This window comes from Amycolatopsis sp. NBC_00348, from assembly GCF_036114655.1.
In the GTDB taxonomy this organism is placed as follows: Bacteria; Actinomycetota; Actinomycetes; order Mycobacteriales; family Pseudonocardiaceae; genus Amycolatopsis.
In genome coordinates, this window is record NZ_CP107994.1 from 7439795 (window position 1) to 7465522 (window position 25728).

Below are 25728 nucleotides of genomic sequence, written 5' to 3' on the forward strand. Positions count from 1 at the left end.
CCTTTTCCACCGCGGGAGGAACCCGCGGACCTACCGACACCTCGAACCTACTGAACGGTAGCCCGCTCGATGAAGATCCGAAAGCCGCGCTGGTGCGATCCGGCCCTGCCCGCGATCGTATGGGGCGCGGACCATACGATCCAGCACGAGAATCAGATTCTCGCGGTAGGTGGCGGTTCATGATCAGACGCGGATGGACGATTCCGCTGGTAGCGGCGCTGCTGGCGACTGCGGGCTGCAGCCTGTTCAATTCCGGTTCAACGGCCGCGCCACCGCCATTGGAACGGACCACTCTGCGTGTCGGTGTGGGCAACGCCATCGACACGGCCCCGCTGCGCATCGCCGTGAACGCCGGGAAGTTCGGCTCGGCGGGCCTGAACGTGCAGCTCGTGGAGCTGGGCGCCGACGACGGGCTGGCCAAGGTCGCGGCCGGTGACCTCGACGTCACGTTCGCCAGTGACATCGCGATGTTCCGCGCCGCGGCGGGCGGTGCGGCGCTGCAGCTCCAGGGCGAGGCGTACACGTCCGGCCCGAACACCATGGCGTTGGTCACGTTGCCGGGTTCCGACTACACGGTGCCGACCGCCAAGAAGGCACCGGAGATCGCGGTGAACGCACTCGACGACGTCGGCGCGCTCGCCGCGCGCTCGGTGCTGGGCACCGCCGGCGTCGACGTCGCCAAGATCAAGTTCAAGCAGGTGCCGTTCGACCGGATGCCGCAGACGCTCCAAGCGGGCGACGCGGACGCGGCGCTGATGAGCGAGCCGTACATCACCCGCGCCGAGAAGGACCTGGGCGCGCACATCCTGGCCGACGGCGCCCGCGGCGCGACCCTCGGCTTCCCGCTGTCCGGCTACGCCGCCGCGAAGCCGTTCGCGCAGGCCAACCCGCGCACGCTCGCGGAGTTCCGCAAGGCACTGAGCGCGGCCCAGCAGAGCGCGACCGACCCGGCGATCGTCCGCGACTCGCTCCCGAAGTTCTCCGACATCGACACGACGACGGCCGCGCTCATCTCGCTGGGCTCGTACCCGGCGTCGCTCAACGGCATCCGGCTGCAGCGCGTCGCGGACCTGATGCACAACTCCGGCCAGCTGGCCGACCGCCTCGACGTCCAGGCGCTCCTGCCGGACCAGAACGCTTATTAGGTTTCGCCAAACTCTGCACTTGGTCTACTTTTGCACTCAGTCTACTTGGGGAGTGCACATGGATGTCCTGATCGCCGGCGCCGGCCCCACCGGCCTGACGACCGCCGCCGAACTCGCGCTGGCCGGGGTTTCCGTCACGGTCGTGGACCGCCGCGACGGGCCGGGCCTGCCGCGGCCGGTCGGCCTGCAGCCGCGGACCGCCGAGCTGCTGGACCTGCGTGGCCTGGACCCGGCCGACCGGACGCTCGACGGCCCGAGCGGCCACTTCGCCGGCCTGCCGGTCGCGCTCGACCACAGCGTCTGGCGGACCCGCCACCCGCGGGTGCGCAACCGGAGCCAGGACGACGTCGAGGAGATGCTGGCCGAGCACGCCGTCAAGCACGGCACGGTGCTCCGGCGCGGGTTCGAGGTGACGACCGTCGAGGCCGACGACGACGGCGTCACCGTCGACGGGCTCCGCGCGCGCTGGCTGGTGGCCTGCGACGGCGCGCACAGCACCGTCCGCAAGCGGCTCGGGCTGCCCTTCCCCGGCCGCACCGAGACCTACGTCGCCACGCTCGCGCACATCACGCTCGCCGCGGCGTCCGCCCTCGTCCCGCCGCGGATGGCGCACTTCAGCGAGGTGACGCGGCAGGCGAACGGCCACTGGGCGATGCTCACCCCGCTCGGCGACGGCACCCACCGCTTCGTCTTCGGCACCACGGCGACCCAGCCGGGCCGCGACGCGCCGGTGACCGACGCCGAGGTCACCGCGGCCCTGACAGCCCTCTACGGCGCCGAGACGCGGTTGGGCGAGCTCCACGGCGCGTCGCGGTTCAACGACGCCACACGGCAGCTGGAGCGCTACCGCCACGGCCGTGTGCTCTTCGCGGGCGACGCCGCGCACATCCACCCGCCGCTCGGCGGCCAGGGGCTCAACCTCGGCGTCCAGGACGCGATGAACCTCGGCTGGAAGCTGGCCGCGACCGTGCGCGGCACGGCGCCGGCCGGGCTGCTCGACAGCTACCACGACGAGCGCCACCCGGCCGCGGCCCGGGTGCTGCGGCACACGGCCGCGCAGCGCGTCTTCACGACGCCGGACCGCGGCGAGAACGTCGAGGCGCTGCGCGAGATCGTCGTCGACCTGATGCGGACGCCGGACGGGAACCGCTACTTCAGCGGGCTCATGTCCGGGCTGGCCGTGGGCTACCCGGGCGCGCACCGCGTCCCGGACCTCGACCTGACGACGGCGGCCGGCCCGACGCGGCTCTCGACGCTGCTGCACGGCGGCCGCGGCCTGCTGCTCGACCTCGGCGACCACCCGGAACCGGCCGGCTTCACCGGGCAGGCCGACGTCGTGCACGCGACCACCGCCGACAGCGAGTACCGCGGCCGGCAGCTGCTCGTCCGGCCGGACGGGTACGCCGTCGAGCCTGCCGAGCTGGGCCGGTGGTTCGGCTAGATGTTCTCGCCGGTTTGGCTCAGGCAGACGATCCGGCGCGGCGGACCGGTGTACTTCAGGGCCTTCTCGGCGTCGCCGCAGGCTTCCTCGGGGTCCGTGACGCCGTAGCCGGAGACGACCTCGGCGCGCATCTGCGCCGTCGGGTCGGTGCAGCTGACCTTGGCGACCGCGGCGTCGTCGTCGACGTCGCGCAGGCAGTCGCCGGTGCTGACGTTCAGCGCGAGGCAGAGGGTCCGGTCGGTGCCGGAGCCGCTGATCTGGAACCGCACGTAGTCATCGCTGGCCCCGCAGCTGAACGTCCCGCGGTAGCTGTCGTCCACCTTGAACGTCGCGCTGTTCTCGCCGCAGCCGACGCGGTGGTAGGCGAGCTGCTCACCGCTCTCGCGCGTCAGGTAGAGGCACTCGCCGTCCGACGGCGGCCCGGCCTGGTGGATCCAGACGATGCTCATCGCCCCCAGCGCGCCCAGCCCCAGCGCGGCGACGACGCACGCGATCAGCGTGATCCGCACCTTCACGCTGAACCAGTGCGGGATCCCCGGCCGCTGCGGCATTCCCGGCATCCCCGGCATCGGCATCCCCGGCATCGGTCCCCCGGGCATCGGGGCCGCCGGCATCGGCACGGACGGCGTCGCGTAGTCCGGCGTCCGGAACGGGTTGTCGTCGGACGGTGGTGTGGTCAACGTGCCCTCCAGTGATCCCCTCGGCATATCGTCCCACCGGCGGACCCGCGAACGGAGCGGGCCGGAGCGAGGCACGTATAACAGTAGTTGTGACTGATGGCCCGCTGATCGTCCAGTCCGACAAGACCGTGCTCCTGGAGGTCGACAACCCCCAGGCCGACGACGCGCGCGTCGCGATCGCGCCGTTCGCCGAGCTCGAACGCGCCCCGGAGCACGTCCACACCTACCGGATCACGCCGCTGGCCTTGTGGAACGCCCGCGCCGCCGGCCACGACGCCGAGCAGGTCGTCGACGCGCTGACGACGTACTCGCGCTTCCCCGTGCCCCAGCCGCTGCTGATCGACGTCGTCGACGTGATGGGCCGCTTCGGGCGGCTGCAGATCGCCAACCACCCTGCGCACGGGCTGGTGATGTCCACCACCGACCGCGCGGTCCTCACCGAGGTCTCGCGCAACAAGAAGATCAGCCCGATGCTGGGCGCGAAGATCGACGACGACACCGTCCTCGTGCACCCGTCCGAACGCGGGCGGCTCAAGCAGGCGCTGCTCAAGGTCGGCTGGCCGGCCGAGGACCTCGCCGGGTACGTCGACGGCGAAGCGCACCCGATCGCGCTCGACGAGACGGACTGGCAGCTGCGCGACTACCAGCGGATGGCCGCCGAGGCCTTCTGGGCGGGCGGCTCCGGCGTCGTCGTGCTCCCCTGCGGCGCCGGCAAGACGCTGGTCGGCGCGGCCGCCATGGCGAAGGCGCAGGCCACGACGCTGATCCTGGTGACGAACACCGTCGCCGGGCGGCAGTGGAAGCGCGAGCTCATCGCCCGGACGTCGCTGACCGAAGAGGAGATCGGCGAGTACTCCGGCGAGAAGAAGGAAGTCCGGCCGGTCACCATCGCGACCTACCAGGTGGTCACCCGCAAGACCAAGGGCGAGTACCGCCACCTGGAGCTGTTCGACTCGCGCGACTGGGGCCTGGTCGTCTACGACGAGGTCCACCTGCTGCCCGCGCCGGTGTTCCGGATGACCGCGGACCTGCAGTCGCGCCGGCGCCTCGGGTTGACGGCGACGCTGGTGCGCGAGGACGGCCGCGAGGGCGACGTCTTCTCGCTGATCGGGCCGAAGCGCTACGACGTGCCGTGGCGCGACATCGAGGCGCAGGGCTGGATCGCGCCGGCGGAGTGCACCGAGGTCCGCGTGACGCTGACCGACGCCGAGCGCCTCGGTTACGCGACGGCCGAGGCCGACGAGCGCTACAAGCTGGCGGCGACGGCGATGACCAAGACGCCCGTGATCAAGTCGATCGTCGCGAAGCACGCGGGCGAGCCGACCCTCGTCATCGGCGCCTACCTCGACCAGCTGGAGATGCTCGGCGACGAGCTCGACGCGCCGGTGATCCAGGGCTCCACCCGGAACAAGGAGCGCGAGGAGCTGTTCGACAAGTTCCGCCGTGGCGAGATCCGCACGCTCGTCGTGTCGAAGGTGGCGAACTTCTCGATCGACCTGCCCGAGGCGTCGGTGGCGATCCAGATCTCGGGCACGTTCGGCTCCCGGCAGGAGGAGGCCCAGCGGCTCGGCCGGCTCCTGCGGCCCAAGGGCGACGGGCGGCAGGCGCACTTCTACTCGATCGTCTCGCGCGACACGGTCGACACGGAGTACGCGGCGCACCGGCAGCGGTTCCTGGCGGAGCAGGGGTACGCCTACCACATCGTCGACGCGGACGACCTGCTCCGGCCGCTCTGACGCTCAGGGGGCGACCGGCGCGGCGGCCCGCGCCGCCCGGTCGACCTCCGCGCACCGCGCCGCCCAGAACGCCTGGTCACGCCCGCTGTCCGCCGGCGGCGTGCCCTCCAGCTGCTCACGCAGGACGTCGGCGTGCCCGGCGTGCCGGTTGGTCTCGGTGAGCACGTGCACCAGGACGTTGAACAGCTTGACGTGCGGCCGCGGCCACCAGGGCACGTGGCCGGGCGCGTCGACGGGCAGCGCCGCGATCGTCGTGTCGGAGTGCGCCCAGACACGCCGGTAGCGGCCGATGATCTCCTCGCGCGTCTCGTGCTCGGTCGCCCACATGTCGATACCGCGCCGCTCGAGGTCGTCCCACCGCGGGACGGCGTCGGGCGACGGCCGGCCGAAGACCTCGCCGAAGTACCGGGCCTCGCCCACCGCCAGGTGCTTGATCAGGCCGAGCAGGGTGGTCCCGGTCGCGGTCAGCGGGCGCCGGATGTCGTACTCGGACAGCCCGTCGAGCTTCCCGAGCATCTCCTCCCGGATCTCTCGCAGGTCGCTGTGCAGGTAGTCCTTCGCGAAGTCGTCGATCACGGGTTCCAGCTTGCACCAACGAGCGCACCTCGTGCTTTCGGCGGTCGCGGCGTCCCCGTTCGGCCCAGTGGATCGTCACAGGAACAACTTTCGCCACAGACGTCTCACCCAGTGCCCTGACCTGCACTTTTCCGGATTCACCCGAACGGATGAGCGGGCGCGACGCTGGAAATTGTCAGACCCTCGAACTACTGTTCGACGAGTACAGCCGAACACAAGTTCGAGGGGACGTCATGACGATCGCACCGCTCCGCCCCGGTACGCCCGCGCCGCCGGTCCAGACCCTGCCACCGGGGGCGTGGCACGGCCGGCTGTGGGTGTCCGACCTGCCACTGACCCGGCCCGAGCGTTATCTGGGCTGCGTGGCCGAGTTCGAGCGGTCCGGGCTGTGGCCGGTGCTGATCCCGCACGACCAGCGCTTCGCGGCCAACGGCGAGGACTGGATCGACGACCGCGGCCGGCTCGCCCCGGCCGGCCACCGGGTCGCCTCGGCCGACGCGTTGAGCGTGCTCGATCGCTGGTGGGACGGCTCCTGCTGTGACGGCGCCTGCCTGCGCCCCTTCAGCGCGAAGTTCCCCGGGCTGGCCAAGCGCAGCCCGCGCCGGTCCGACCCGCTGGCCGAGGCGGGCAACACGGGCTCGATCCTGGCCACCCGCGCCCCGCACCGGCTCGGCCTGGTCCAGACCGAGCGGCCCGCGGACATCCCGGCCCTGCTGGGCTGGACGGGCATGATCAAGTGCACCGACCAGGTCGCCGAGCTGTCTGCGGTACTGCGCAGCTGGGAAGAGCGGTTCGGGGCGACGCTGGTGGTGCTGGGCTTCGACGCGATCGAGCTGTCGGTGTCGGCCCCACCCCGCAACCAGGCGAGGGCGCTGTCGGTGGCGGCGGAGCACCGGGCGTTCAGCTTGCCGACGTTCGCGGCCCAGCCGGGCAACCTGCGCGAGTACGCGTCGGACCTGGTGCAGGCCCGGCACTGGAGGTTCTCCTGGGCGTGAAACCGAGCAGCGGCAACCGTTCCGGGCGTCTCGCCGCCGGATCCTCGCCGCGGGCCGCGCGCCGCCCACTGCGTCCCGCGGCCCGCGGGTGCGGCGCGGGTGCCCGGTGCGGGGCGGGTGCCCGGCGCGGGGCGGCGCGATGAGCAAGCGCGTCAAAGGCCCGGCGAGACGGCCGTCCACGAAGTTGGGTCAGCTGTCCCGGCCGGCGGTCCACCGGTCCGGACGGTGGCCGCTCGGGCGCGTTTGGGCACCCCGGCGAACGGGCATCACGCACCGCGGGAAGGCGGTGAGAACGATCGCCGAAATCCGGATCGGGACATCGGGGTGGCGCTACCCGCCGTGGCGCGGCGACTTCTACCCGCCGGGCCTGGCGCAGCGCCGCGAGCTCGAATACCTGTCGCGGCAGCTGAACGCGGTCGAGCTCAACGGCTCGTTCTACTCGCTGCAGCGCCCGGAGCGCTTCCGCGCGTGGTTCGACGAGACGCCGTCGGACTTCCTCTTCGCGGTGAAGGGCGGCCGCTTCATCACGCACATGAAGCAGCTGCGCGACGTCGAGACGTCGCTGGCCAACTTCTACGCGTCCGGCGTCCTCGCACTAGGCGCGAAACTGGGGCCGTTCCTCTGGCAGCTACCACCGAGGCTCACGTTCGACCCGGACCGCCTCGCGAACTTCTTCGCCCTCCTCCCACGCACCACAACGGACGCGGCCGAGCTGGCGGCGAAGCACGACGACAAGCTGAAGGCCAAGCCGTACTTGGAGGCAGGGGCACGAAGGCCGTTGCGGCACGCGCTGGAGGTCCGCCACCCGAGCTTCGCGGAGCCCGCGGCGAAGAAGCTGCTGCGGGACCACGGGATCGCCTTGGTGGTCGCCGACACGGCAGGCAAGTGGCCGTTCCTGGAGGACCAGACCGCCGGCTTCACCTACGTCCGCCTGCACGGCGCCGAGGAGCTGTACGTCAGCGGCTACTCGGACCAGGCCCTGCGCGAGTGGGCGGCGAAGATCCGCACCTGGCACGACGACGGCAAGCGAGACGTCCACGTCTACTTCGACAACGACGCCAAAGTGGAGGCCCCGCGCAACGCGCAGACCCTGGCCGACATGCTGGGCGTCAAGCCCGCGAACAAGACAGTGAGTGGACAGTGAGCGCCCCGGTCTTGGATGACAAAGCGGGCGGGACCGCCTCGCGTGCCGCGACTGGGGGTCAGCACGCGAGCGGTCCGCCGCACGCGCACAGCCGCCCAGCTGACGCGACCGCCGGCACCATCGCGAACCACGCCGAGCAGGTCCAGCCGCGAGCAGCCACAACCCACGCCGCTCTCTGACCACTCGCCTCGCATGGACTTCCGCACTCACAGGGCCCTCGCCAAGCAGCGCCTCCCACTCCAAACGCGCCTCCAACGTCGGGCGGGAGCCCGGTCCACTCGCAGAACTCGGCCGCGCAGTGGGCTCGCGCGCAGACTTGCACCGCCGTGGCCGAGGAGAACCCACCGAGCAGGTGAAGCCGGCCAAGAACTCCGCGCAACACATCGATAGCGCGCGGGCCCCGCCGCCACCGGCCACCGAGCCGCTCTCGCAACCACCGAGCCTCGCCCGCCCGGCCGCATCACGACTAGACACCGAGCCGCCGCCGAGCCTCGCCCATCAGCAGCGCCGCCATCGGGCCGCTGCCGCAACCATAGAGCCTCGCCTACCCGACCCGCATCACCACCAGACACCAAGCGGCCGCCGCAACCACCGAGCCTCACCCACTCGATCGCATCGCCACCAGACACCGAACCGCCACCGCAGAATCCCACCCGACCGCGCCGCCACAAGACACCAAGTCGCTACTGCAACCACAGACCCTCGCCCAGCCAGCCGCATCGCCACCGGCCACCGAGCCGCTCTCGCAACCACAGAACCTCACCCAGCCGACCGCGCCGCTACCAGTCTCCGAGGCTCCGCCGCGGCGGAGCCTCACCCGACCGACCGCACCACCACCAGGCGCCGAGTCGCCGCTGCCGCAGAGCCTCGTCCGACCGCATCGCCACCGGGCCGTGGAGCGGCTCTCGCAACCACCGAACCTCGCCCGACCGACTGCGCTGCCACCAGACATCAAGGCGCCGCCGAGCCTTACCCACCCGACCCCATCGCCAGCAGACACCGAGCCGCCGCCGCGGAACCTCGCCCGACCGACCGCATCGCCACCGGCCAGCGAGCCGCTCTCGCAACCACAAAGCCTCACCCGACCAACCGCGCCGCCACCAGACAACGAGCCGCCGCCACAACCACCGAGCCTCACCCGACCGACCGCGCCACCACCAGCCACCAAGCCGCCGCCAGAACCCCGCCCAACCGGCGCCCCGCCGAAAGCGCCTCAGCTCGGAGTGCCCACCAGCGCTGCCAGCTTGGCGCGTACGTCGTCCGCGTCCGGGTGGCCCAGCTCTGTCAGCAAGCGCGCCGATCGGACCCAGCACTCCCGGGCCAGTGCCCCGTCTCCTTGCCTCAGGTGGATCGTGCCCAGCTGGGACAGCACGTCCGCGGCCTCGTAGTGCTCGCCCATGGTGAAGAACATCTCCACCGATTCGCTGATGCACGCGATGCCCTCGGCTAGCCGGCCGAGGCCGAGCAGGGCCACGCCTCTTGTGTGCTGCGTGAACCGGGTGTCGACCGGGCTACCGTCCGGGCCCGGGATCGCCAGGGCCGCGTCGGCCAGTTCCAGGGCCTGCTCGTGGTCGCCCATCGATGTGCAGATGTCGCCCAGGGCCCGCAGCACGCTCGCCTCGAACGCGCCCATCCCCAGCTCGCGGACGATCTCCAGCGCTCGCATGCCGTGCTCGTACGCGCCGGTGTAGTCGGCCAGGTTGTGCGCCGCCAGCGCCAGGTTGTACTGCGCTCGCGCTTCGCCCTCCCGCGCGCCCAGTTCGCGCTGGATCGTCAGCACCCGTTCCAGGTAGTGCCGCGACTCCTCGTACTGCCGCACCACGCCGTTGACCACGCCGAGTCCACTGAGGATGCCCGCCTCGCCCGGCCGGTGGCCGCCGTCCCGCGCGGCTTCCAGTGCCACGCCGAACACCGAACGCCAGTCGTCCAGCCGCGAGCGCGTCCCGAAGTAACTCTGCAGCAGCCAGGCGAGCTTCCAGCAGACGTCGTCCCGCCGCCGGCGTCGCGCCAGGTGCACCGCGGCGATCAGGTTGCCGGCCTCTTCGTCGAACCAGTCGAGTGCGTCGTGGTACTCGGCGAACGCCAAGCCGTCGAGACGGGCCGGCTCCAGCAGCCGGTAGTACCGCTCGGGCCGCATCCGCCGGGACGCGTTGAACGCCGTCGCCAGGTACCAGCCGAGCAGCCGGTCCAGCGCGGCGTCGCGTTCCTCCGCGGTATCCACCTGCTCCGCGGCTTCGCCCGCGTACGCGCGGATCAGGTCGTGGAACTGGTAGCGGCCCGGCCGCGGCTGGGCGAGCAGGTGCGCGGCCGCCAGCGTCGTGAGCAGCGGCCGGGTCCGCGTCAGGTCCAGACCGGCGACGGCGGCCGCCGCGGGCACGCTGAAGTCGACGCCGGTGGACAGCCCGAGCAGTCGCAGCAACCGCGCCGCCGACGGCTCGAGTGCCTGGTAGGAGTAGGAAAACACCGAACGGATGTTGGTGCCGTCGCCGTCGGCGAGGTCGAACGAGCCGAGCAGGTCGTGCTCGCTTTCGAGGGAGTCGACGAACTCGTCGAGCGGCAGGCCGGGGAACTGCGCCACCCGCACGGCGAGGATCCGGATCGCCAGCGGCAGCCCGCCGCAGTACCGCACGAACCGTTCGGTCGCCGCCGGGTCGCGCGCCACCCGCTCGAGGCCGATCGTGGACGCGAGCAGCTCGACCGCGTCCTCCGCGCCGAGCTCCGCCAGCGCGACGCGCCGGGCGCCGTGCGTCGCGACCAGCGCCCGCAGCTGCCAGCGGCTGGTGATCAGGACCAGGCAGCCCGGCCCCGGCAGCAGCGGGCGCACCTGTTCCGTGCGGTTGGCGTTGTCGAGGACGATCAGCAGCCGACGGCCCGCGGTGTGCGTCCGCCAGCTCGCCGCGCGGCCGTCGAGGTCGGCCGGGATCTGCTCGCACGGGACGCCGAGCGCGGTGAGCATCGCCTCCAGCGCGGCCGCCGGCTCGACCGGCTCGCCGGGCCCGTACCCCCGCAGGTTGAGGTGGATCTGCCCGCCGGGGAAGCGGTCGGCGATCTCGTGCGCGAAGTGCACCGAGAGCGTCGTCTTGCCGATGCCGCCCATGCCTTCGACGGACGCGATGGGCGTCGACGCGTCGGCGTCGAGCGCCTCCGGAAGCAGCGCGTGCAACGCCTTGAGGTCGCTCTCGCGGCCGGCGAACGTCCGCGGGTCGGCGGGCAGCTGGTGCGGCACCAGCGGTTCGACGCCGAGGCGGTAGCGCGCGGGTTCGGCGGCGTCGGTGCCGGTGAGGATCGCCTGCCGGGTGCGCTGCAGCGACGGGCCGGGGTCCAGCCCGAGCTCGTCGGCCAGCACCCCGCTGATCCGGCGGTGGACGTCGAGCGCCTCGGCCTGACGGCCCGAGCGGTAGAGCGCGACCATCAGCTGTTCGTGCAGCCGCTCGCGCAGCGGGTTTTCCCTGGTCAGCCGGGTCAGTTCGGGGACGATGGTGCCGTATTCGCCGGCTTCGAGCAGCGCGTCGGCCCACAGTTCGCGCACGCGCAGGCGTTCTTCGGCGAGCTGCCCGGCTTCGTCGCGGTGCAGCGCGTCGGACTCGACGTTCAGCAGTGCCGGGCCGCGCCACTGCGCCAGCGCCTCGGCGAAGTGCGCCGCCGCCTGCCGGCTTTCGCCGCCGTCCAGCGCCGCCTGGCCCCGCGCGGCGAGCGCGCGGAACCGCGACAGGTCGAGCAGGTCGTCGTCGACCTCGATCAGGTAGCCGCCGCTCTCGGTGCGGATCGAGACCTGGTCGCCGAGGGCGCGGCGCAGGCGCAGCACATACGTCTGGAGCGCGCCCTTGGACCGGCGGCGGTCGTCGTTCCACAGCCACCGGCCCAGCTCGTCGACCGGCACGACGCGGTTGGCGCGCAGCAGCAGCCCGGCCAGCACGATCAGCGGCCGGCTCCCCCCGAGTGGCACCGGGCGGCCGTCGGCCGTGACCTCGGCCGGGCCCAGCAGGCGGAAATCGAGGACCACCGGCCCATTCTGTCCGGAAACGCGCTGATCGGCACCCGATCGCGAAACGCGGGACGGTGGCATGATCGACGTCGATGAAGGTGTACGCGATTCCCCTGCGCAACCGCTTCCGCGGCATCACGGTCCGTGAGGGCGTGCTGCTGCCCGGCCCGGCGGGCTGGGGCGAGTTCTGCCCGTTCGCCGACTACTCGGACGCCGAGAGCCTGCCGTGGCTGCACGCGGCCGTCGAAGCGAGCGAAACGGGCTGGCCGGCGCCGGTCCGCGACCGCGTCGAGGTGAACACGACGGTGCCGGTGGTCGGCCCGGAGAAGGCGCACGCGCTGGTCAGCGCGTCCGGCTGCCGCACGGCCAAGGTGAAGGTCGCGGACCCCCGCTCGTCACTGGCCGACGACTGCGCCCGGGTGGAGGCGGTCCGCGACGCGCTCGGCCCGGGCGGCGCGATCCGCGTCGACGCCAACACGGCGTGGGACGTCGACACCGCGGTCCGCGCGATCGCCGACCTCGACAAGGCGGCCGGCGGCCTGGAGTACGCGGAACAGCCGTGCTCGACGATCGACGACCTCGCCGCGGTCCGCCGCCGGGTGTCGGTCCGCATCGCCGCGGACGAGTCGATCCGCCGCGCGGAGGACCCGCTGAAGGTCGCGGTCGCCGGCGCGGCGGACATCGCGGTGCTGAAGGTCTCCCCCCTCGGCGGCGTCCGCCGGGCCCTGGAAGTCGCCGAGGCGTGCGGCTTGCCGTGCGTGGTGTCGTCGGCGGTGGAGACGAGCGTCGGCCTGGCCGCGGGCCTGGCCCTGGCCGGCGCCCTCCCGGAGCTGGAGTTCGCGTGCGGCCTGGGCACGATCTCGTTGCTGGAAGGCGACGTCTGCGCGAACCCACTGTCCCCTGTGGACGGTTACCTCCCGGTCCTGCGCAAACCCCCGGAGCCGACAGCGGCGTACGCGGCCTCGGCCGACGTCCAGGCCGCGTGGGAAGCCCGGCTGGCGAGGGTCCGCGGCTTGTCGTGAGTGTTCAGGGCGGTTCTAACCGCCCTGAACACTCACGACAGGGTGACCCCGAGGCCGAGTTCAGGGTCCGGATCCGGGCCCTTCCCGATGTGGACCGGGGCGCCGCCGGGCGAACATTGGTGCATGACGAACAGCGTGTACACCCCGGAAACCAAGAAGGTCCGCCGCAGCCGCACCGACAAGATGCTCACCGGCGTCTGCGGTGGCTGGTCCCAGTACCTCGGCATCGACGCGAACGTGCTGCGCATCGGGCTCGTCGCCGCCGTTTTCCTCTCCGTCGGGATCGCCATCCCGATCTACATCGCCGCCGCGATTCTGACGCCCGAAGAAGACTCCTGACCGGGGCGGGCGCCGGTTCGCAGGGGGAACCGGTGCCCGCCGGACGATCACGGGGTGTGCCACTGAACGGCCCGGACGCCAAGGGGACGTCCGGGCCGTTCGGCGTAGTCTCCTACGCTGACCGGCCGAAATGCCCTCCGCGAACCCCGTTCGAGGGGTTAGGGTTCGCGGTCGTGGATCAAGGGAACACCGCCGGCCGGACGGCCGCGAAGGTCGTCGTCGGGGTCCTGGGCGGGCTCTACCTGCTCGCCGGACTGGGGCTGACCGCCTTCGCCGCCTTCTTCGCGCTCGCCTTCAACGACACCGGCAGCGCGAGCGTCACCAGGACCGTGCTCTACACCGCCGCGGCGGCGGCGATCTGGATCCTGCTCACCGGGATCGGCGCGATCGTCGTCGCACTGGAAGCGGAAGAAGCGAGCACCGCCTGGCTCGGGGGCCTCGGCGTGCTCGCGCTCGGCGTCGTGATCGTCGGCGCCTTCGCCGTCTGGTTCTTCACCAAGCCTTAGCGGACAACGAAAAAGCCCGGCCCGCCGAAGCGGACCGGGCTTTCCCGGTGAAGCGGCCGAACTCAGAAGTCCATGCCACCCATGCCACCAGACGGGTCGGCGGGAGCGGCCGAAGCCTTCTCCGGCTTGTCCGCCACGACGGCCTCGGTGGTCAGGAACAGCGCCGCGATGGACGCGGCGTTCTGCAGCGCGGAGCGGGTGACCTTCGTCGGGTCCGGCACGCCGGCGGCGAGCAGGTCCTCGTAGACACCCGTGGCGGCGTTCAGGCCGTGACCCTGCGGCAGACCCTTGACCTTCTCCACGACGACGCCGCCTTCGAGGCCGGCGTTGATCGCGATCTGCTTGAGCGGGGCCTCGACGGCCACCTTGACGATGTTGGCACCAGTGGCCTCGTCGCCCTCGAGCTTCAGACCGGCGAAGGCAGCCTCGGCAGCCTGGATGAGAGCGACGCCACCACCGGCGACGATGCCCTCTTCGACGGCGGCCTTGGCGTTGCGCACTGCATCCTCGATGCGGTGCTTGCGCTCCTTCAGCTCGACCTCGGTGGCGGCGCCGGCCTTGATGACGGCCACGCCGCCGGCCAGCTTCGCCAGACGCTCCTGGAGCTTCTCGCGGTCGTAGTCCGAGTCCGAGTTCTCGATCTCGGCGCGGATCTGGTTGACGCGACCCTGGATCTGGTCGGCGTCGCCCGCACCCTCGACGATGGTCGTCTCGTCCTTGGTGATGACGGCCTTGCGCGCCTTGCCCAGCAGCGACAGGTCGGCGTTCTCCAGCTTGAGGCCGACGTCCTCGCTGATGACCTGGCCACCGGTCAGGATCGCGATGTCCTGCAGGATCGCCTTGCGGCGGTCACCGAAGCCCGGGGCCTTGACGGCGACGGACTTGAAGGTGCCGCGCATCTTGTTGACGATGAGGGTGGCCAGGGCCTCGCCCTCGACGTCCTCGGCGATGATCAGCAGCGGCTTGCCGGACTGGATGACCTTCTCCAGCAGCGGCAGGACGTCCTTGACGGTGGAGATCTTGGAACCGAAGAGGAGGATGTAGGGGTCCTCCAGCTCGGCTTCCTGACGCTCCGGGTCCGTCACGAAGTAGCCCGAGATGTAGCCCTTGTCGAAGCGCATGCCCTCGGTGAGCTCGAGCTCGAGACCGAAGGTGTTGCTCTCCTCGACGGTGACGACGCCTTCCTTGCCGACCTTGTCCAGCGCCTCGGCGATCAGCTCGCCGATGGTGCGGTCAGCGGCCGAGATCGAGGCGGTAGCAGCGATCTGCTCCTTGGTCTCGATCTGGACGGCCATCTTGTGCAGCTGCTCGATGATGGCCTCGACGGCCGCTTCGATGCCGCGCTTCAGGCTGATCGGGTCGGCGCCGGCGGCAACGTTGCGCAGGCCTTCCTTGACCAGGGCCTGGGCGAGCACGGTGGCGGTGGTGGTGCCGTCACCCGCGACGTCGTCGGTCTTCTTGGCAACTTCCTTGACGAGCTCGGCCCCGATCTTCTCCCACGGGTCTTCGAGCTCGATCTCCTTGGCGATGGAGACGCCGTCGTTCGTGATCGTCGGCGCGCCCCACTTCTTCTCGAGCACGACGTTCCGGCCCCGCGGGCCGAGGGTCACCTTGACGGCTTCGGCGAGGATGTTCAAGCCGCGCTCAAGACCACGGCGGGCGTCCTCGTCGAACGCGATCAGTTTGGCCATTGCGGTGTGGTCCTCCGGTATTGGGCGCCACCGCCGCGCTGAATGCTTTGCAGCGGCGGCAGCAGGACTCTTCCTCGGCCAGGCTCGGTGCCCGCGACGGACGACTGCTCCCACGTGGGGGCTCAGCCTCACCGTCCCGACCTTCAAGCGCGCGATCGGTGACCGCGCGCCTGGCACTCAACGGCGTCGAGTGCCAAGTCCGTGTTTAGCACTCTCGGGGGGAGAGTGCAAGAAGACCTGCTCAGGGCCGCACGATTTCAGGAGCTCGGCTTGATGGAGATCGAAGACGGGGGCGCGTTGAGCGAGGACGTCGGGTTGCCCTGGGAGTCGCCCGGGCCGACCGGGATGTTGGGCGCGGTCGTCTGGCTGCCGCCGCCGCTGTCGCCGCCGGTGAACAGGATGATCGCCGTCACGATGGCGCCGATCACCACGACCGCGCCGAGCACGATCCAGATCCACTTGGCGTTGCCGCTCTTGGCCTGGTGGAACGCGCCCGCTCCGCCCGCGGGCATCGGCGGGCGCAGGCGCATCGGGTCGCCGGGCGGGCCGTAGCCGGGCGGCGGGCCCTGCGGGGGCATGCCCTGCTGCTGGTAGCCGTACGGGCCCTGCGGCGGCATCCCCTGCGGCGGGCCCTGCTGGGGATAGCCGTAGCCGGGGGGCGGGCCCTGCGGCGGGCCACCAGGGCCGCCGAGGCCGCCGGGACCACCGGGGCCCTGCGGTCCGGGCTGCTGCCCGTAACCGGGCTGCTGCTGTCCTCCGTACGGGTGCACGGGGGCCCCCTCTCCCTGCTGCGGTGCCGTGGTCTGGTGCGGTCCCTGTTGTACCTGACCAGGACGCTGCGGCGCGGGGATTCCACCCGGATTGGTCCCCGGGGACCCGGGCGGCCCGGGCGGGGTGTCCGACGCCGCCTGGGCACCGAGCGCGCGACGGGCGGCCGCGACCATCTCGACGCAGCTGGCGTAGCGGTCGGCCGGGCTCTTCGCCATGCCCTTGCGGATGACCTCGTCGATCGCCGGGGGCAGCGCGACGGCGCGGGAGATGGCGGGCGGCTCGCCGTTGAGGTGGCCTTTGATCACCGTCGGCACGTCGCCCTTGAACGGCGGGCTGCCGGTGAGGCAGGCGTAGAGAACGCAGGTGAGCGCGTACTGGTCGGTGCGCCCGTCCAGCGGCTCGCCGCGCAGGTGCTCCGGCGCCGCGTACGTGGGCGAGCCGAGGAAGTCGCCGCCGCGGGTGCGGTGGCCGGTCGCGCCGCGGCGCGTCAGCCCGAAGTCGGCGACGTACACGTGCTCGCGCGAGGTCTCCTTCTTCGTCACGAGCACGTTGGCCGGCTTGACGTCCAGGTGGACCAGACCACGGTTGTGCAGGGTGTCGAGCGCGTCCGCGACCTGGTCCAGCATGGTCAGCGCGCGCGAGGGCGCGATCGGGCCGCCGGCGATCAGGCCGGCGAGGTCGCCGCCGTCGACCATGCGCATGGCGATGTAGAGCATCCCGTCGAGCTCGCCGAAGTCGTACAGCGGCACGACGTTGGCGTGGTCGATCGCGGACGTGTTGCGCGCCTCGTCGACGAACCGCTCGCGGAACTCGGCGTCGGTCCCGAGGTGGTCGCCGATGACCTTCAGCGCCACTTTCCGGCCCAGGCGCACGTCGGTGGCCTTGTAGGTCACGCTCATGCCGCCCTTGCCGAGCACTCCGTCGATGCGGTAGTTGCCCAGCCGGCGACCGGTGAGGTCCCCCGACACATCGCCTGTCACGCCCGGCAGCCTAACGCCCCTGGTTCGGCGGCTGCCGGGGGTTGGCCCAACAGGTCAACAGCGGTGGTTACGACACCTTCCGCACGTCGGCCGCCTGGCTTCTGCCGTCCCGGCCGGACTGCACTTCGAACTCGACCCGATCGCCTTCGTCCAAAGTGCGGAATCCGTCAGCCTGAATGGCGGAATAGTGCACGAAGACGTCCGGTCCTTCGGTCGATTCGATGAACCCGTAGCCCTTTTCCGAGTTGAACCATTTGACGGTGCCGACAGTCACGGCGCCTCCCTCAGCACACAAGGATCCGCTGGCCCAGCGTAGGCCAGCGGCGCGAGTGACAATCACGCTACCGGAATTATTCCCCTCGGCAATGGGCAATTCGTCTGAAGATCACGCACCGGAAAGGCGCCGGTTGCGCGCATGCACGAGCACCGTCCCGGGACCCGCGAAGTCGACCGCCAGTCCTTCTCCGGTGCGCACCGACTGCGGGCCGCCGGGGTCGAGCGCGCGCAGCCGGCACTGCACGGTGTCGGGGTAGGCCAGCAGGTAGTCCGGCCGGACGGTGACCAGCTCGCCCTGGGCGAGCTCGAACGCGTCCACCGGCCCGGGCGCGGCCAGCACGAGCGGCCCGGTTCCGCTGTAGTGCTCGAGGAACCCCGCGTCGGCGCCGAAGAGCTGCTGCAACGGCGTCCAGCCGGGGTCGTGGCGGACGGCCGAGGGCCGCACCAGCACGGCTTCGCGGTGCACGGACCAGCCCGTGCCGGCGCGCAGCTCCAGCGGGTAGACGTCGCCGGGGCGCAGCGGCGCGAAGTCGATCCAGCCACCGTCGGACGGCGCCGTGTACACGGCCATCGTCGCCTTGCCCACGCGGACGCCGCCGCGTCCCGCCGCCGTCTCGGTGACGCCGAAGCGGCTGGCGAGCAGCGTTTCCGGCACGGCCTGCACGGCCTCGCCCGGGTCGAGCAGCACGCGGGCGACGCCGAAGCCCGGCGTGTGCCGGGTCTGGACGCGCATCAGCGGGACGGGACGTGCGAGATGATCCAGCTGATCAGCGCGGACGGGTTGCGCGTCTGCGTCATGATCTGGCCGGGGCCGACGAAGTCGAAGACGAGGCCTTCACCGCTCTTCATGGACTGGATGATGCCGGTCGCGACCTTCCGGATCTGGTACTGCACGGTGTCGGCGTAGGCGACGACGTGCCCGGTGTCGACGGTGACCATCTCACCCGGCTGCAGGGTCATGGTCTCGACCGCGCCGTAGCAGCTGACGAGCAGCTCGCCCTGGCCGGTCGCGTGCGTCAGGAAGCCGCCTTCGCCGCCCATCAGGTTCTTCATCCCGCCCCACTTGGTCTCGGTCTGCACGCCGTGCGATGACGCGAGCCAGCAGCCGCGGGTGACGGCCCAGCCGGTGCGGCCGTCGAGCGTGATCGTCTGGATGTCGCCGGGCAGGTTGGCCGCGACGTCGACCCAGCCGCCGTTCTGCGGCGCGGTGAAGGTGGAGATGAAGAAGGACTCACCGGAGAGGAAGGCGCGGCCGAGGCCCTTCATGATGCCGCCCTGCGCCTGGGACTGGACCTGCACGCCGTAGCTGGTGGCCATCATCGCGCCGGACTCCACCTGGCACGGTTCCCCCGGCGCCAGCATCAGCCGGGCGACGGCGAAAGAGGGCTGGTTGCGGACTCGGACCTGCATGCGTTCTCCCCTAAGCGTGCTCTCAGACGACGCAGAGTCTTGCACGGCACCCCGCAGGGGGGAGGATGGTCCGGTGATCTCCGTCGACGACTACCGGGAGCGGATCACCGCGCTCCTGGGCACCGCTCCCGCGACCGTCCTCCCGCTCGCCGACGCGGCCGGCCTCGTGCTGGCCGAGGACGTGCCGGCGAGGGTTTCCCTGCCACCGTTCGACAACTCCGCGATGGACGGCTACGCGGTCCGCGCCGCCGACGTCACGTCGGTGCCGGTGACGCTGCCGGTCGCCGACGACATCCCGGCGGGCCGGGTCGACGTCGGCACCCTCGAGCCGGGCACCGCGCACCGGATCATGACCGGCGCGCCGCTGCCGCCGGGCGCGGACGCCGTCGTGATGGTGGAGGACACCGACGGCGGCACGGAGACCGTGACGATCACCGCCGAGGCCCGCGAAGGCGCGCACATCCGGCGGCTCGGGGAGGACGTCGTCGCCGGGAGCCTCGCGCTGGCCGCCGGGACCGTGCTGGGGCACTCGCACCTGGGGCTGGCCGCCGCGGTCGGGCTGGCCGAGGTGCGCGTGCACCGGCCGCCGCGGGTGCTCGTCGCCTCCACCGGCACCGAGCTGGTCGACGCGCCGGCGCCGCTGCGCCACGGCCAGATCTACGAGTCCAACAGCGTCATGCTGGCGGCGGCGATCCGCGAGCTCGGCTGCGAGGTCGAGGTGGTCCGCAGCGTCGTCGACGACGTCGAGGAGTTCCGCAAGGTCATCGAGCCGCGGCTGGCCGACGCCGACCTGCTGGTCACCTCCGGCGGCGTCAGCGCCGGCGCGTACGAAGTGGTGAAGGACGCGCTCACCGGGCAGGGCGTCGAGTTCCAGAAGGTCGCGATGCAGCCGGGCGGGCCGCAGGGCAACGGGCGCTGGCACGGCGTGCCGGTCGTGACGCTGCCCGGCAACCCGGTGAGCGTGCTGGTTTCGTTCGAGGCGTTCCTGCGCCCCGCGCTGCTGGCCGCGCTCGGCCACACCGACGTCTCCCGGCGGCGGGTGCGGGCCCGGCTGACCGAGGCCATGAGCTCGCCGCCCGGGCGCCGCCAGTACCGCCGCGGCGTGTTCACGCTGTCGGAGCGGGAGGTCACCGGGGTTGTCGGGCCGCACGGCGGCCCGGGGTCGCACCTGCTGGCCGCGTTCACCCAGGCCAACTGCCTGATCGTGCTGCCGGAGGACGTCAGCTCGGCTGCGGTTGGCGACGAGGTGGACGTCCTGCTGCTGTGACCGGGAAGTCGCGCAGCTTCCGGAACGGCGCGAGGATCGGGAGCGCGGCGACCAGCACGACGGACGCCACCCACAGCGTCTCGCGGACGCCGATCACCTCGCCGAGCACCCCGCCGAGGACCCCGGCCAGCGGGATCGTCCCGTAGGCGGCGAGCGAGGCGCTCGAAGTGATCCGGCCGAACAGCTCCGGCGGGCAGTACCCCTGCCGGAACGTCGTGGTGAGCACGTTCGACGCGACGACGCCCGCGCAGACGCCGAACACGCCGAGGACGAACAGCGACAGCCGCCAGCCCGGTCCGCTCAGCGGCCCGAGCACCATCATCGGCGCCGCAGCCACCTCGCACAGCAGGAACGCGCGGGCGGTGCCGAAGCGCGCGCCGAGCCGTCCGGCCAGCGCCGCACCGAGGACCCCGCCCAGCCCGGCCAGTGCCAGGACCAGGCCGACCAGGCCGGGGCCGGCGCCCAGGGTGCGGGACAGGAAGACGATCTGGATGGAGCTGTAGCCGGTCAGCGCGAGGTTGGACACCGCACCGAACACCATCAGCGAGCGCAGGTACCGGTCACCGGCGACGAACCGCAGGCCCACGGCGATCTGGCTGCGCAACGGCGTGCGCTCGACCGGGACGACCGCCTCGCGGACGCGGATCGCCCGCACGCACAGCACGGAGACGCCGAAGCTGACGGCGTCGGCCAGCACCCCGCTGACCGGGCCGAACGCCTGCGCCAGCACCCCGGCCAGGCCGGGGCCGCCGACCTGCGTCGCGGATTCGCTGCCCTGCAGCTTGGCGTTGGCTTCCAGCAGGTCCTCGCGGCCGACCAGCGCCGGAAGGTAAGCCCGGTAGGCGAGGGTGAAGAACACCTTCGCGACGCCGCCGAGCAGCGCGGCCACCAGCAGGTACGACATGGTCAGCGCGCCGAACGCGGCGGCGAGCGGGACGCTGCCGAACACCGCCATGGACACCGTGTTGCAGGCCAGCATCACCGGCCGCTTCGGCAGCCGGTCCACCCACGCGCCGGCGGGCAGGCCGATCACCAGCCACGGCAGCCAGGCCACCGCCGTCAGCAGCGCGACCTGGAACGTGGACGCCCCCAGCGTGATCACCGCGACCAGCGGCAACGCCGTGCTCGCGACCATGCTGCCGAGCATGCTGGTGGTCTCGCCGGTCCACAGCAGCCGGAAGTCGCGGTTCCCCCAGAGCCCCTTCACGGCTTGCCCAGCGAAACCCGCGCGGCGAAGAAGACGGGGCGGCGCTCGACGCCGTCACCCGGTTCGGTGCGGCTCTCGAACTCGGTCAGCAGCAGCAGGACCCGCTCGTTCAGCTCCTCGAGGTCCGCGACCGACAGCCGCATCCACGTGTCGGTGCTGAACGCCGAGCCGCGCCACGGCTCCGGGTAGGTCTCGCGGTTCGCGATCCACTCGCGCGCGATCGCCGTCTGGTGGTCGAGGGTCAGCACCTCGGCGGCCTCCGCGATCGGGTCGCCCGGGAAGTCCTCGGCCGCCCACCGGATGGTCTTCACCGTGCGCTTCCACCAGCGTTCCCGCTGGTCACGGGCCAGTTCAGGCGCCTCCTCGACCAGCTTGGCCGCGGCCAGCACCTTCATGTGGTGGCTGATGTTGCCGACCGCCTGGTCGGTCTTGCCCGCCAGCATCGACGCCGTGGCCGGGCCGTCCAGGTGGAGCAGTTCCATCAGCCGCCGCCGCAACGGGTGCGACACCGCCGCCAGCACCTTCGAATCCCGGATGTTCCGGACCTCATCGCTCATGACGCACAAGAGTAGTTGCACAAGAGCTATTGTGCAATATCTCTTGTACAACTGTTCCCGTAAGCTCCCGGCATGGGTTTCGTCGCATGGGTCATCTTCGGCGCGCTCGTCGGCTGGGCGGCCAACCTGGTCGTCGGCGGCCGGGACCGGCGCCGGCAGGGATGCCTGGTCAGCGTGCTGGTGGGCGTGGTCGGCGCGGCCCTCGGCGGGCTGATCTACCGGCTCGCGACCGGCCAGGCGAAGTCGTTCGACTTCGACTTCCCCAGCTTCGGCGTGGCCATCCTGGGCGCCGTCGTGCTGCTGGCGATCCTGCGGCTCGTCAGCGGGATCGGCCGGCGCTCGGGCGATCGTTCGTAACAGTTGCCGGACGAACCGTGGTCAACACGGCGTCCGCCACTAAAGTGTGTCCTTCGGTGCTTCTTTCAGGCCCTGATTCCGCGGCCGGGTGCATGCGCCGTCGGGGGGTGCATGCACCCGGCTTCGTCTCAGCGCTTCGATGACGACGTCCACCGCGTGGTCCGGGTCGACGAGCGACGGCATCGGCACCTCGGCGATGTCCCGGCGCCACGCGCCGAGCAGCTCGGTGAGCCGAGCATCGGCGGCTTCGCGGCGGTCGGTCATCGGTCCTCACAGGTCTGGCGGGGATGCGCGCGGCAGCGCCCCGAACGGCGTCAACTACCCAGAGTTATCGCAGACTTCGACCTTGCGTTACCGCGAAGCCGGCACTCCCACCCGTGCCGGGGACACCCTCACGGAGGAGCCCGGCGGTACCGGACCAGACCCCCACCAGGAGCAGCGGTAGCGTGGTGGCGCCCGTACGCGGCCGCCGGAACCCCGGCGTCACCCGCCCTCACGACACGAAACCAGGGGACCCGACCATGAGCGGCAACCGGCCGGAATCCGCCGGCAATCCCGTCGCCCACGCCCTCCAGCTCGCCCGCGAGACGCTGCCGCCGATGCACCCGGCCGGTCGCCCGTTCGTGGCGGGCGGCGCGGTCGCGACGCTGGTCGCCCGCCGGTTCTCCAAGCGCCTGGGCGTCCTCGGCGCGCTGACGACCGTGGCGATGGCCGCGTTCTTCCGCGAGCCGAAGCGGGTCCCGCCGTCGCGCGGCGGCGTCGCGCTGGCCTCGGCCGACGGTCTCGTCTCCCTGATCGAGGAAGCCGTCCCGCCCGCCGAGCTCGGCCTGCCCGCCGAGCCGCGGCTGCGCGTGTCGGTGTTCCTCTCGGTGTTCGACGTGCACGTCCAGCGCGTGCCGGCGAACGGCGTGATCGAGCGCGTCGCCTACCGGCCGGGCAAGTTCCTCTCCGCGGACCTGGACAAGGCGAGCGAGGACAACGAACGCAACTCCGTGCTGATGCGCACCGAAGACGGCCACGAGCTCGTCGTCGTGCAGATCGCCGGGCTGGTCGCGCGCCGCATCCTCTGCGAGATCCGCGAGGGCGACAAGGTCGGCGCCGCCGCGACGTACGGCATCATCCGCTTCGGCTCCCGGGTCGACCTCTACCTCCCGCCGGGTTCGCGGGTGCTGGTCGCGAAGGGCCAGCGCACGGTCGGCGGCGAGACGGTGATCGCGGAACTCCCTGCGGCTGTGTCCGATTCGAAGGGCTGACCCATGGTCCGCGTGACCACGACGACCCCCGGCGTGCGGCTGCTGCCGAACGCCATTACCGTGCTGGCGCTCTGCGCCGGCCTGTCGGCGGTGCAGTTCGCGCTGACGAAGAACTACTCGATGGCGATCGCGTCGATCGGCATCGCCGCGGTGCTCGACAGCCTGGACGGCCGGATCGCCCGCCTGCTCGACGCGACGTCGAAGATGGGCGCGGAGCTGGACTCGCTGTCCGACGGCATCTCGTTCGGCGTCGCGCCGGCGCTGGTCATCTACGTGTGGCAGGCCGGCGCCGACCGGATCGGCTGGGTGGCGTCGCTGATCTTCGCCGTCTGCATGATCCTGCGGCTGGCCCGGTTCAACACACTGCTGGACGACACCGAGCAGCCGCCGTACTCGAGCGAGTTCTTCGTCGGCGTCCCGGCGCCCGCGGGCGGCCTGCTCGCGATGCTGCCGCTGGTCGCCTGGCTGCAGTGGGGCGAGGGCTGGTGGTCGTCGCAGTGGGTCGTGTGGGCGTGGACCATCGCCATCGCGGCCCTGCTGATCAGCCGCATCCCGACGCTGTCGCTGAAGACGGTCAAGGCCCCGGCGAAGGCGATCGCCCCGCTGCTGATCGGCGTCGCCCTGCTGGCGGCGGCGATCATCCAGTTCCCGCTGGTCGCGCTGCTCGTCGCGATGGTGCTGTACCTCGCGCACATCCCGTACTCGGTCTACCGCAGCCGCTGGCTGGCCGCGCACCCCGAGGCCTGGACGGTCCCGCCGCGCGAGCGCCGGGCGATCCGCCGCGCCCGCTCCCAGCGCCGCCTAGGCCTGCGTCCCCCGCTGCGCAGGCGCGTAGCGGGAGCCGCGATGCGCGCGGTCCGCCTCCCCCGCAACGGCGAGTACGTCCGCACCCCCCGAGGCCCCCGCGAAAACGGCGCCACCAACGGCGACGGCCAGCGCCGCCGCTCCTGGCGCCAGATCGGCCTACGCCGCAAGTAGCCGTGTCGACCCCCCAATCACGCGAGTCGACCCTCCAATCACGCGAGTCGACCCTCCGGCACGCGATCGCGTGTGATTGAGCAGCCAACACGCGTGATCAGAGGGTCGACACGTGTGACTGAGGGGGCGACACGCGGTCTAGCTCGCAGAGCCGAGGCCGCCGATCAGCAGGTTCAGCTGGTACTCGAAGTCCTGGACGCAGTCGCCGGACTCCAGGGCCGGCAGGACCCGGTGCAGGCTCGGCAGCTCCGATGGTGTCGCCATCCGGCGGAAGTACGCGCCCACCGGTTCCGCCCGCTCGGCCTTAGCCGCAACACCGCCGGCCGCGCCCGTGAGGACCGAGCCGAACAGCATTCCCAGCAGCGATCGGTACGCCCGGGCCGTCGCTTCCTCCGACAGGCCCGCGTCGAGCAGCGCGTGCAGCAGCGCGTCGATGACGCGCAGCGCCCCGGCCGAGCGCGGGTTCGCGTCCTGCGCCGCCAGCGCCCGGACGACGACCGGGTGCCGCGCGAAGCTCGCGTACAGCCCGTCGGCCAGCAGCCGGACCCGCGACTCCCACGGCAGCGCCGGATCCGGCACGTCCACTTCCTCGAAGACCCGCGCGGTGAGCCCGTCGAGCAGGTCGCCCTTGTTCGAGACGTGGTTGTAGAGCGACATCGCCTCGACGCCCACCGCGGCCGCGACCTTGCGCATCGACAGCGCCGCCAGCCCCTGCTCGTCGGCCAGCCGCAGCGCCGCGTCAAGTACTTTCCCACGGTTCAGACTCACACTTACAGTGTAAGTATGGACGCCGAAACCGTGCTCACCACCACCCGATCCGTGCGACGCAAGCTGGACCTCGACCGCGACGTGCCCCAGGACGTCCTCGACGGCTGCCTGGAGATCGCCCAGCAGGCCCCCGCCGCGGGCAGCATGGCCGCGCAGTTCCGCTGGCTGCTCGTGCGGGACGCGAAGACCAAGGCCGAGATCGCCGCCTACACCCGCGAAACCGCCGAGACGGCGTGGGCGAAGTACGGCCACCTCGTCGAGGAACGCGCCCTCACGTCGGCGCGGCACCTCGTCCGTAACCTCGAACGGGTGCCCGTGCTGGCGATCCCCTGCATGATCGGCCGCCCGCCGGCCGACGCGTTCACCCAGTCCGCGTACTTCGGCTCGGCCTACCCGGCGATCTGGAGCTTCCAGCTGGCGCTGCGCGCCCGCGGCCTCGGCAGCTCGATCTGCGGCTACCACCTGCAGGACCACGAGGCCGACGTCGCCGCCCTGCTCGGCATCCCGGACGGCGTCACGCAGATCAGCCTGCTCGCCGTCGCCTACACGACCCAGCGCGACTTCCGCCCGGCGGCGCGACCGGCGGTCCGGGACATCACCTACTTCGACGCGTGGGAGCGCTCCGCATCGCTAGGGTGAACGGC

General features: G+C 71.8%; 25 protein-coding genes. 13 read left to right on the forward strand and 12 right to left on the reverse strand.

What is annotated here, in order from left to right; translation table 11 throughout:
- The first annotated feature begins 179 nt into the window (after nt 1-179).
- Nucleotides 180-1145 (forward strand): ABC transporter substrate-binding protein, encoded by a 966-nt coding sequence (locus tag OHS58_RS32615; RefSeq protein WP_326944725.1) that lies wholly within the window; start codon nt 180-182, stop codon nt 1143-1145.
- A 58-nt stretch (nt 1146-1203) separates the two neighbouring features.
- A complete protein-coding gene (locus tag OHS58_RS32620) occupies nt 1204-2586 on the forward strand; it encodes an FAD-dependent oxidoreductase (protein WP_328645045.1) in 1383 nt (460 codons plus the stop codon).
- Here OHS58_RS32620 and OHS58_RS32625 read toward each other — a convergent pair.
- A complete protein-coding gene (locus OHS58_RS32625; protein WP_326957237.1) occupies nt 2583-3266 on the reverse strand; it encodes an LppU/SCO3897 family protein in 684 nt (227 codons plus the stop codon). The two genes, OHS58_RS32620 and OHS58_RS32625, sit on opposite strands and share 4 nt — an antisense overlap.
- An 89-nt stretch (nt 3267-3355) precedes the next feature.
- On the opposite strand from OHS58_RS32625, the gene OHS58_RS32630 reads away from it, so the two are divergent.
- Nucleotides 3356-5002: a DNA repair helicase XPB gene (locus OHS58_RS32630; protein ID WP_247058562.1), complete on the forward strand. Its 1647-nt coding sequence runs from the start codon at nt 3356-3358 to the stop codon at nt 5000-5002.
- A gap of 3 nt (nt 5003-5005) precedes the next feature.
- On the opposite strand, the gene OHS58_RS32635 is transcribed toward OHS58_RS32630, so the two are convergent.
- Nucleotides 5006-5578, reverse strand: a complete 573-nt coding sequence (locus tag OHS58_RS32635; RefSeq protein ID WP_328645046.1) for a DinB family protein — start codon at nt 5576-5578, stop codon at nt 5006-5008.
- 233 nt (nt 5579-5811) lie between these two features.
- Between OHS58_RS32635 and OHS58_RS32640 the strand changes: the two genes are divergently transcribed.
- Together OHS58_RS32640 and OHS58_RS32645 are read left to right on the forward strand one after the other, a co-directional pair.
- Nucleotides 5812-6573 (forward strand): DUF4253 domain-containing protein, encoded by a 762-nt coding sequence (locus OHS58_RS32640; protein ID WP_326957235.1) that lies wholly within the window; start codon nt 5812-5814, stop codon nt 6571-6573.
- A gap of 286 nt (nt 6574-6859) precedes the next feature.
- On the forward strand, nt 6860-7717 hold the full coding sequence (locus OHS58_RS32645) for a DUF72 domain-containing protein (protein ID WP_328645047.1): 858 nt from the start codon (nt 6860-6862) through the stop codon (nt 7715-7717).
- 1213 nt (nt 7718-8930) lie between these two features.
- Here OHS58_RS32645 and OHS58_RS32650 read toward each other — a convergent pair.
- Nucleotides 8931-11720 carry an AfsR/SARP family transcriptional regulator gene (locus OHS58_RS32650; protein WP_328645048.1) on the reverse strand — a complete coding sequence of 930 codons (2790 nt, stop codon included), beginning with the start codon at nt 11718-11720 and terminating at the stop codon, nt 8931-8933.
- Nucleotides 11721-11794: 74 nt separating this feature from the next.
- On the opposite strand from OHS58_RS32650, the gene OHS58_RS32655 reads away from it, so the two are divergent.
- The 3 genes from OHS58_RS32655 (at nt 11795) to OHS58_RS32665 (ending at nt 13569) form a co-directional block, all read left to right on the forward strand.
- The gene (locus OHS58_RS32655) at nt 11795-12724 is read left to right on the forward strand and encodes an o-succinylbenzoate synthase (protein ID WP_328645049.1); all 930 of its coding nucleotides are present in this window, start codon (nt 11795-11797) and stop codon (nt 12722-12724) included.
- A gap of 123 nt (nt 12725-12847) precedes the next feature.
- On the forward strand, nt 12848-13063 hold the full coding sequence (locus tag OHS58_RS32660) for a PspC domain-containing protein (protein ID WP_323324260.1): 216 nt from the start codon (nt 12848-12850) through the stop codon (nt 13061-13063).
- 173 nt (nt 13064-13236) lie between these two features.
- On the forward strand, nt 13237-13569 hold the full coding sequence (locus tag OHS58_RS32665) for a hypothetical protein (RefSeq protein WP_326944733.1): 333 nt from the start codon (nt 13237-13239) through the stop codon (nt 13567-13569).
- Between the two features lie 62 nt (nt 13570-13631).
- On the opposite strand, the gene groL is transcribed toward OHS58_RS32665, so the two are convergent.
- From groL to OHS58_RS32690, 5 genes are all read right to left on the reverse strand, one after another.
- A complete protein-coding gene (groL, locus tag OHS58_RS32670; protein WP_326944734.1) occupies nt 13632-15260 on the reverse strand; it encodes a chaperonin GroEL in 1629 nt (542 codons plus the stop codon).
- A gap of 257 nt (nt 15261-15517) precedes the next feature.
- Complete coding sequence (locus tag OHS58_RS32675; RefSeq protein ID WP_328645050.1) at nt 15518-17011, reverse strand: serine/threonine-protein kinase; 1494 nt, start codon at nt 17009-17011, stop codon at nt 15518-15520.
- A 67-nt stretch (nt 17012-17078) separates the two neighbouring features.
- Entirely contained in the window at nt 17079-17285 is a 207-nt protein-coding gene (locus OHS58_RS32680) for a cold-shock protein (RefSeq protein ID WP_247058582.1), read from the reverse strand.
- Nucleotides 17286-17396: 111 nt separating this feature from the next.
- Nucleotides 17397-18020 carry an AIM24 family protein gene (locus tag OHS58_RS32685; protein ID WP_326944736.1) on the reverse strand — a complete coding sequence of 208 codons (624 nt, stop codon included), beginning with the start codon at nt 18018-18020 and terminating at the stop codon, nt 17397-17399.
- On the reverse strand, nt 18020-18697 hold the full coding sequence (locus OHS58_RS32690; protein WP_247058586.1) for a TIGR00266 family protein: 678 nt from the start codon (nt 18695-18697) through the stop codon (nt 18020-18022). Before OHS58_RS32690 ends, OHS58_RS32685 begins: the two co-directional genes overlap by 1 nt.
- Nucleotides 18698-18770: 73 nt before the next feature.
- On the opposite strand from OHS58_RS32690, the gene moeA reads away from it, so the two are divergent.
- Nucleotides 18771-19964 carry a molybdopterin molybdotransferase MoeA gene (gene moeA, locus OHS58_RS32695; protein ID WP_328645051.1) on the forward strand — a complete coding sequence of 398 codons (1194 nt, stop codon included), beginning with the start codon at nt 18771-18773 and terminating at the stop codon, nt 19962-19964.
- On the opposite strand, the gene OHS58_RS32700 is transcribed toward moeA, so the two are convergent.
- Together OHS58_RS32700 and OHS58_RS32705 are read right to left on the reverse strand one after the other, a co-directional pair.
- Nucleotides 19918-21171: an MFS transporter gene (locus OHS58_RS32700; RefSeq protein ID WP_328645052.1), complete on the reverse strand. Its 1254-nt coding sequence runs from the start codon at nt 21169-21171 to the stop codon at nt 19918-19920. The two genes, moeA and OHS58_RS32700, sit on opposite strands and share 47 nt — an antisense overlap.
- Complete coding sequence (locus OHS58_RS32705; RefSeq protein ID WP_326957217.1) at nt 21168-21728, reverse strand: ArsR/SmtB family transcription factor; 561 nt, start codon at nt 21726-21728, stop codon at nt 21168-21170. The genes OHS58_RS32700 and OHS58_RS32705 overlap by 4 nt, the downstream gene beginning before the upstream one ends.
- Nucleotides 21729-21800: 72 nt before the next feature.
- Between OHS58_RS32705 and OHS58_RS32710 the strand changes: the two genes are divergently transcribed.
- A complete protein-coding gene (locus OHS58_RS32710; RefSeq protein WP_326944740.1) occupies nt 21801-22085 on the forward strand; it encodes a GlsB/YeaQ/YmgE family stress response membrane protein in 285 nt (94 codons plus the stop codon).
- Between the two features lie 39 nt (nt 22086-22124).
- Here OHS58_RS32710 and OHS58_RS32715 read toward each other — a convergent pair whose 3' ends face one another.
- Nucleotides 22125-22349, reverse strand: coding sequence for a hypothetical protein (locus OHS58_RS32715; RefSeq protein ID WP_328645053.1), 225 nt, complete (start codon nt 22347-22349; stop codon nt 22125-22127).
- A 257-nt stretch (nt 22350-22606) separates the two neighbouring features.
- Between OHS58_RS32715 and OHS58_RS32720 the strand changes: the two genes are divergently transcribed.
- Nucleotides 22607-23338 carry a phosphatidylserine decarboxylase gene (locus tag OHS58_RS32720; RefSeq protein ID WP_326944741.1) on the forward strand — a complete coding sequence of 244 codons (732 nt, stop codon included), beginning with the start codon at nt 22607-22609 and terminating at the stop codon, nt 23336-23338.
- A 3-nt stretch (nt 23339-23341) separates the two neighbouring features.
- A complete protein-coding gene (pssA, locus tag OHS58_RS32725; RefSeq protein ID WP_326944742.1) occupies nt 23342-24316 on the forward strand; it encodes a CDP-diacylglycerol--serine O-phosphatidyltransferase in 975 nt (324 codons plus the stop codon).
- Between the two features lie 138 nt (nt 24317-24454).
- Here the strand turns inward: pssA and OHS58_RS32730 are convergent, their stop codons facing one another.
- A complete protein-coding gene (locus OHS58_RS32730) occupies nt 24455-25084 on the reverse strand; it encodes a TetR/AcrR family transcriptional regulator (RefSeq protein WP_328645054.1) in 630 nt (209 codons plus the stop codon).
- 15 nt (nt 25085-25099) lie between these two features.
- On the opposite strand from OHS58_RS32730, the gene OHS58_RS32735 reads away from it, so the two are divergent.
- The gene (locus OHS58_RS32735) at nt 25100-25723 is read left to right on the forward strand and encodes a nitroreductase family protein (protein WP_328645055.1); all 624 of its coding nucleotides are present in this window, start codon (nt 25100-25102) and stop codon (nt 25721-25723) included.
- The last annotated feature ends 5 nt before the right edge of the window (nt 25724-25728 follow it).

Bases quoted from the DNA above. Each gene is read 5' to 3' on its own strand.
- OHS58_RS32640 (WP_326957235.1), top strand. From the start codon at position 5,812: ATGACGATCGCACCGCTCCGCCCCGGTACGCCCGCGCCGCCGGTCCAG.
- OHS58_RS32705 (WP_326957217.1), bottom strand. From the start codon at position 21,728: ATGAGCGATGAGGTCCGGAACATCCGGGATTCGAAGGTGCTGGCGGCG.
- OHS58_RS32615 (WP_326944725.1), top strand. From the start codon at position 180: ATGATCAGACGCGGATGGACGATTCCGCTGGTAGCGGCGCTGCTGGCG.
- groL (WP_326944734.1), bottom strand. From the start codon at position 15,260: ATGGCCAAACTGATCGCGTTCGACGAGGACGCCCGCCGTGGTCTTGAG.
- OHS58_RS32715 (WP_328645053.1), bottom strand. From the start codon at position 22,349: ATGACCGACCGCCGCGAAGCCGCCGATGCTCGGCTCACCGAGCTGCTC.
- OHS58_RS32655 (WP_328645049.1), top strand. From the start codon at position 11,795: ATGAAGGTGTACGCGATTCCCCTGCGCAACCGCTTCCGCGGCATCACG.
- OHS58_RS32735 (WP_328645055.1), top strand. From the start codon at position 25,100: ATGGACGCCGAAACCGTGCTCACCACCACCCGATCCGTGCGACGCAAG.
- OHS58_RS32690 (WP_247058586.1), bottom strand. From the start codon at position 18,697: ATGCAGGTCCGAGTCCGCAACCAGCCCTCTTTCGCCGTCGCCCGGCTG.
- OHS58_RS32685 (WP_326944736.1), bottom strand. From the start codon at position 18,020: ATGCGCGTCCAGACCCGGCACACGCCGGGCTTCGGCGTCGCCCGCGTG.
- OHS58_RS32720 (WP_326944741.1), top strand. From the start codon at position 22,607: ATGAGCGGCAACCGGCCGGAATCCGCCGGCAATCCCGTCGCCCACGCC.
- OHS58_RS32660 (WP_323324260.1), top strand. From the start codon at position 12,848: ATGACGAACAGCGTGTACACCCCGGAAACCAAGAAGGTCCGCCGCAGC.
- pssA (WP_326944742.1), top strand. From the start codon at position 23,342: ATGGTCCGCGTGACCACGACGACCCCCGGCGTGCGGCTGCTGCCGAAC.
- OHS58_RS32710 (WP_326944740.1), top strand. From the start codon at position 21,801: ATGGGTTTCGTCGCATGGGTCATCTTCGGCGCGCTCGTCGGCTGGGCG.
- OHS58_RS32620 (WP_328645045.1), top strand. From the start codon at position 1,204: ATGGATGTCCTGATCGCCGGCGCCGGCCCCACCGGCCTGACGACCGCC.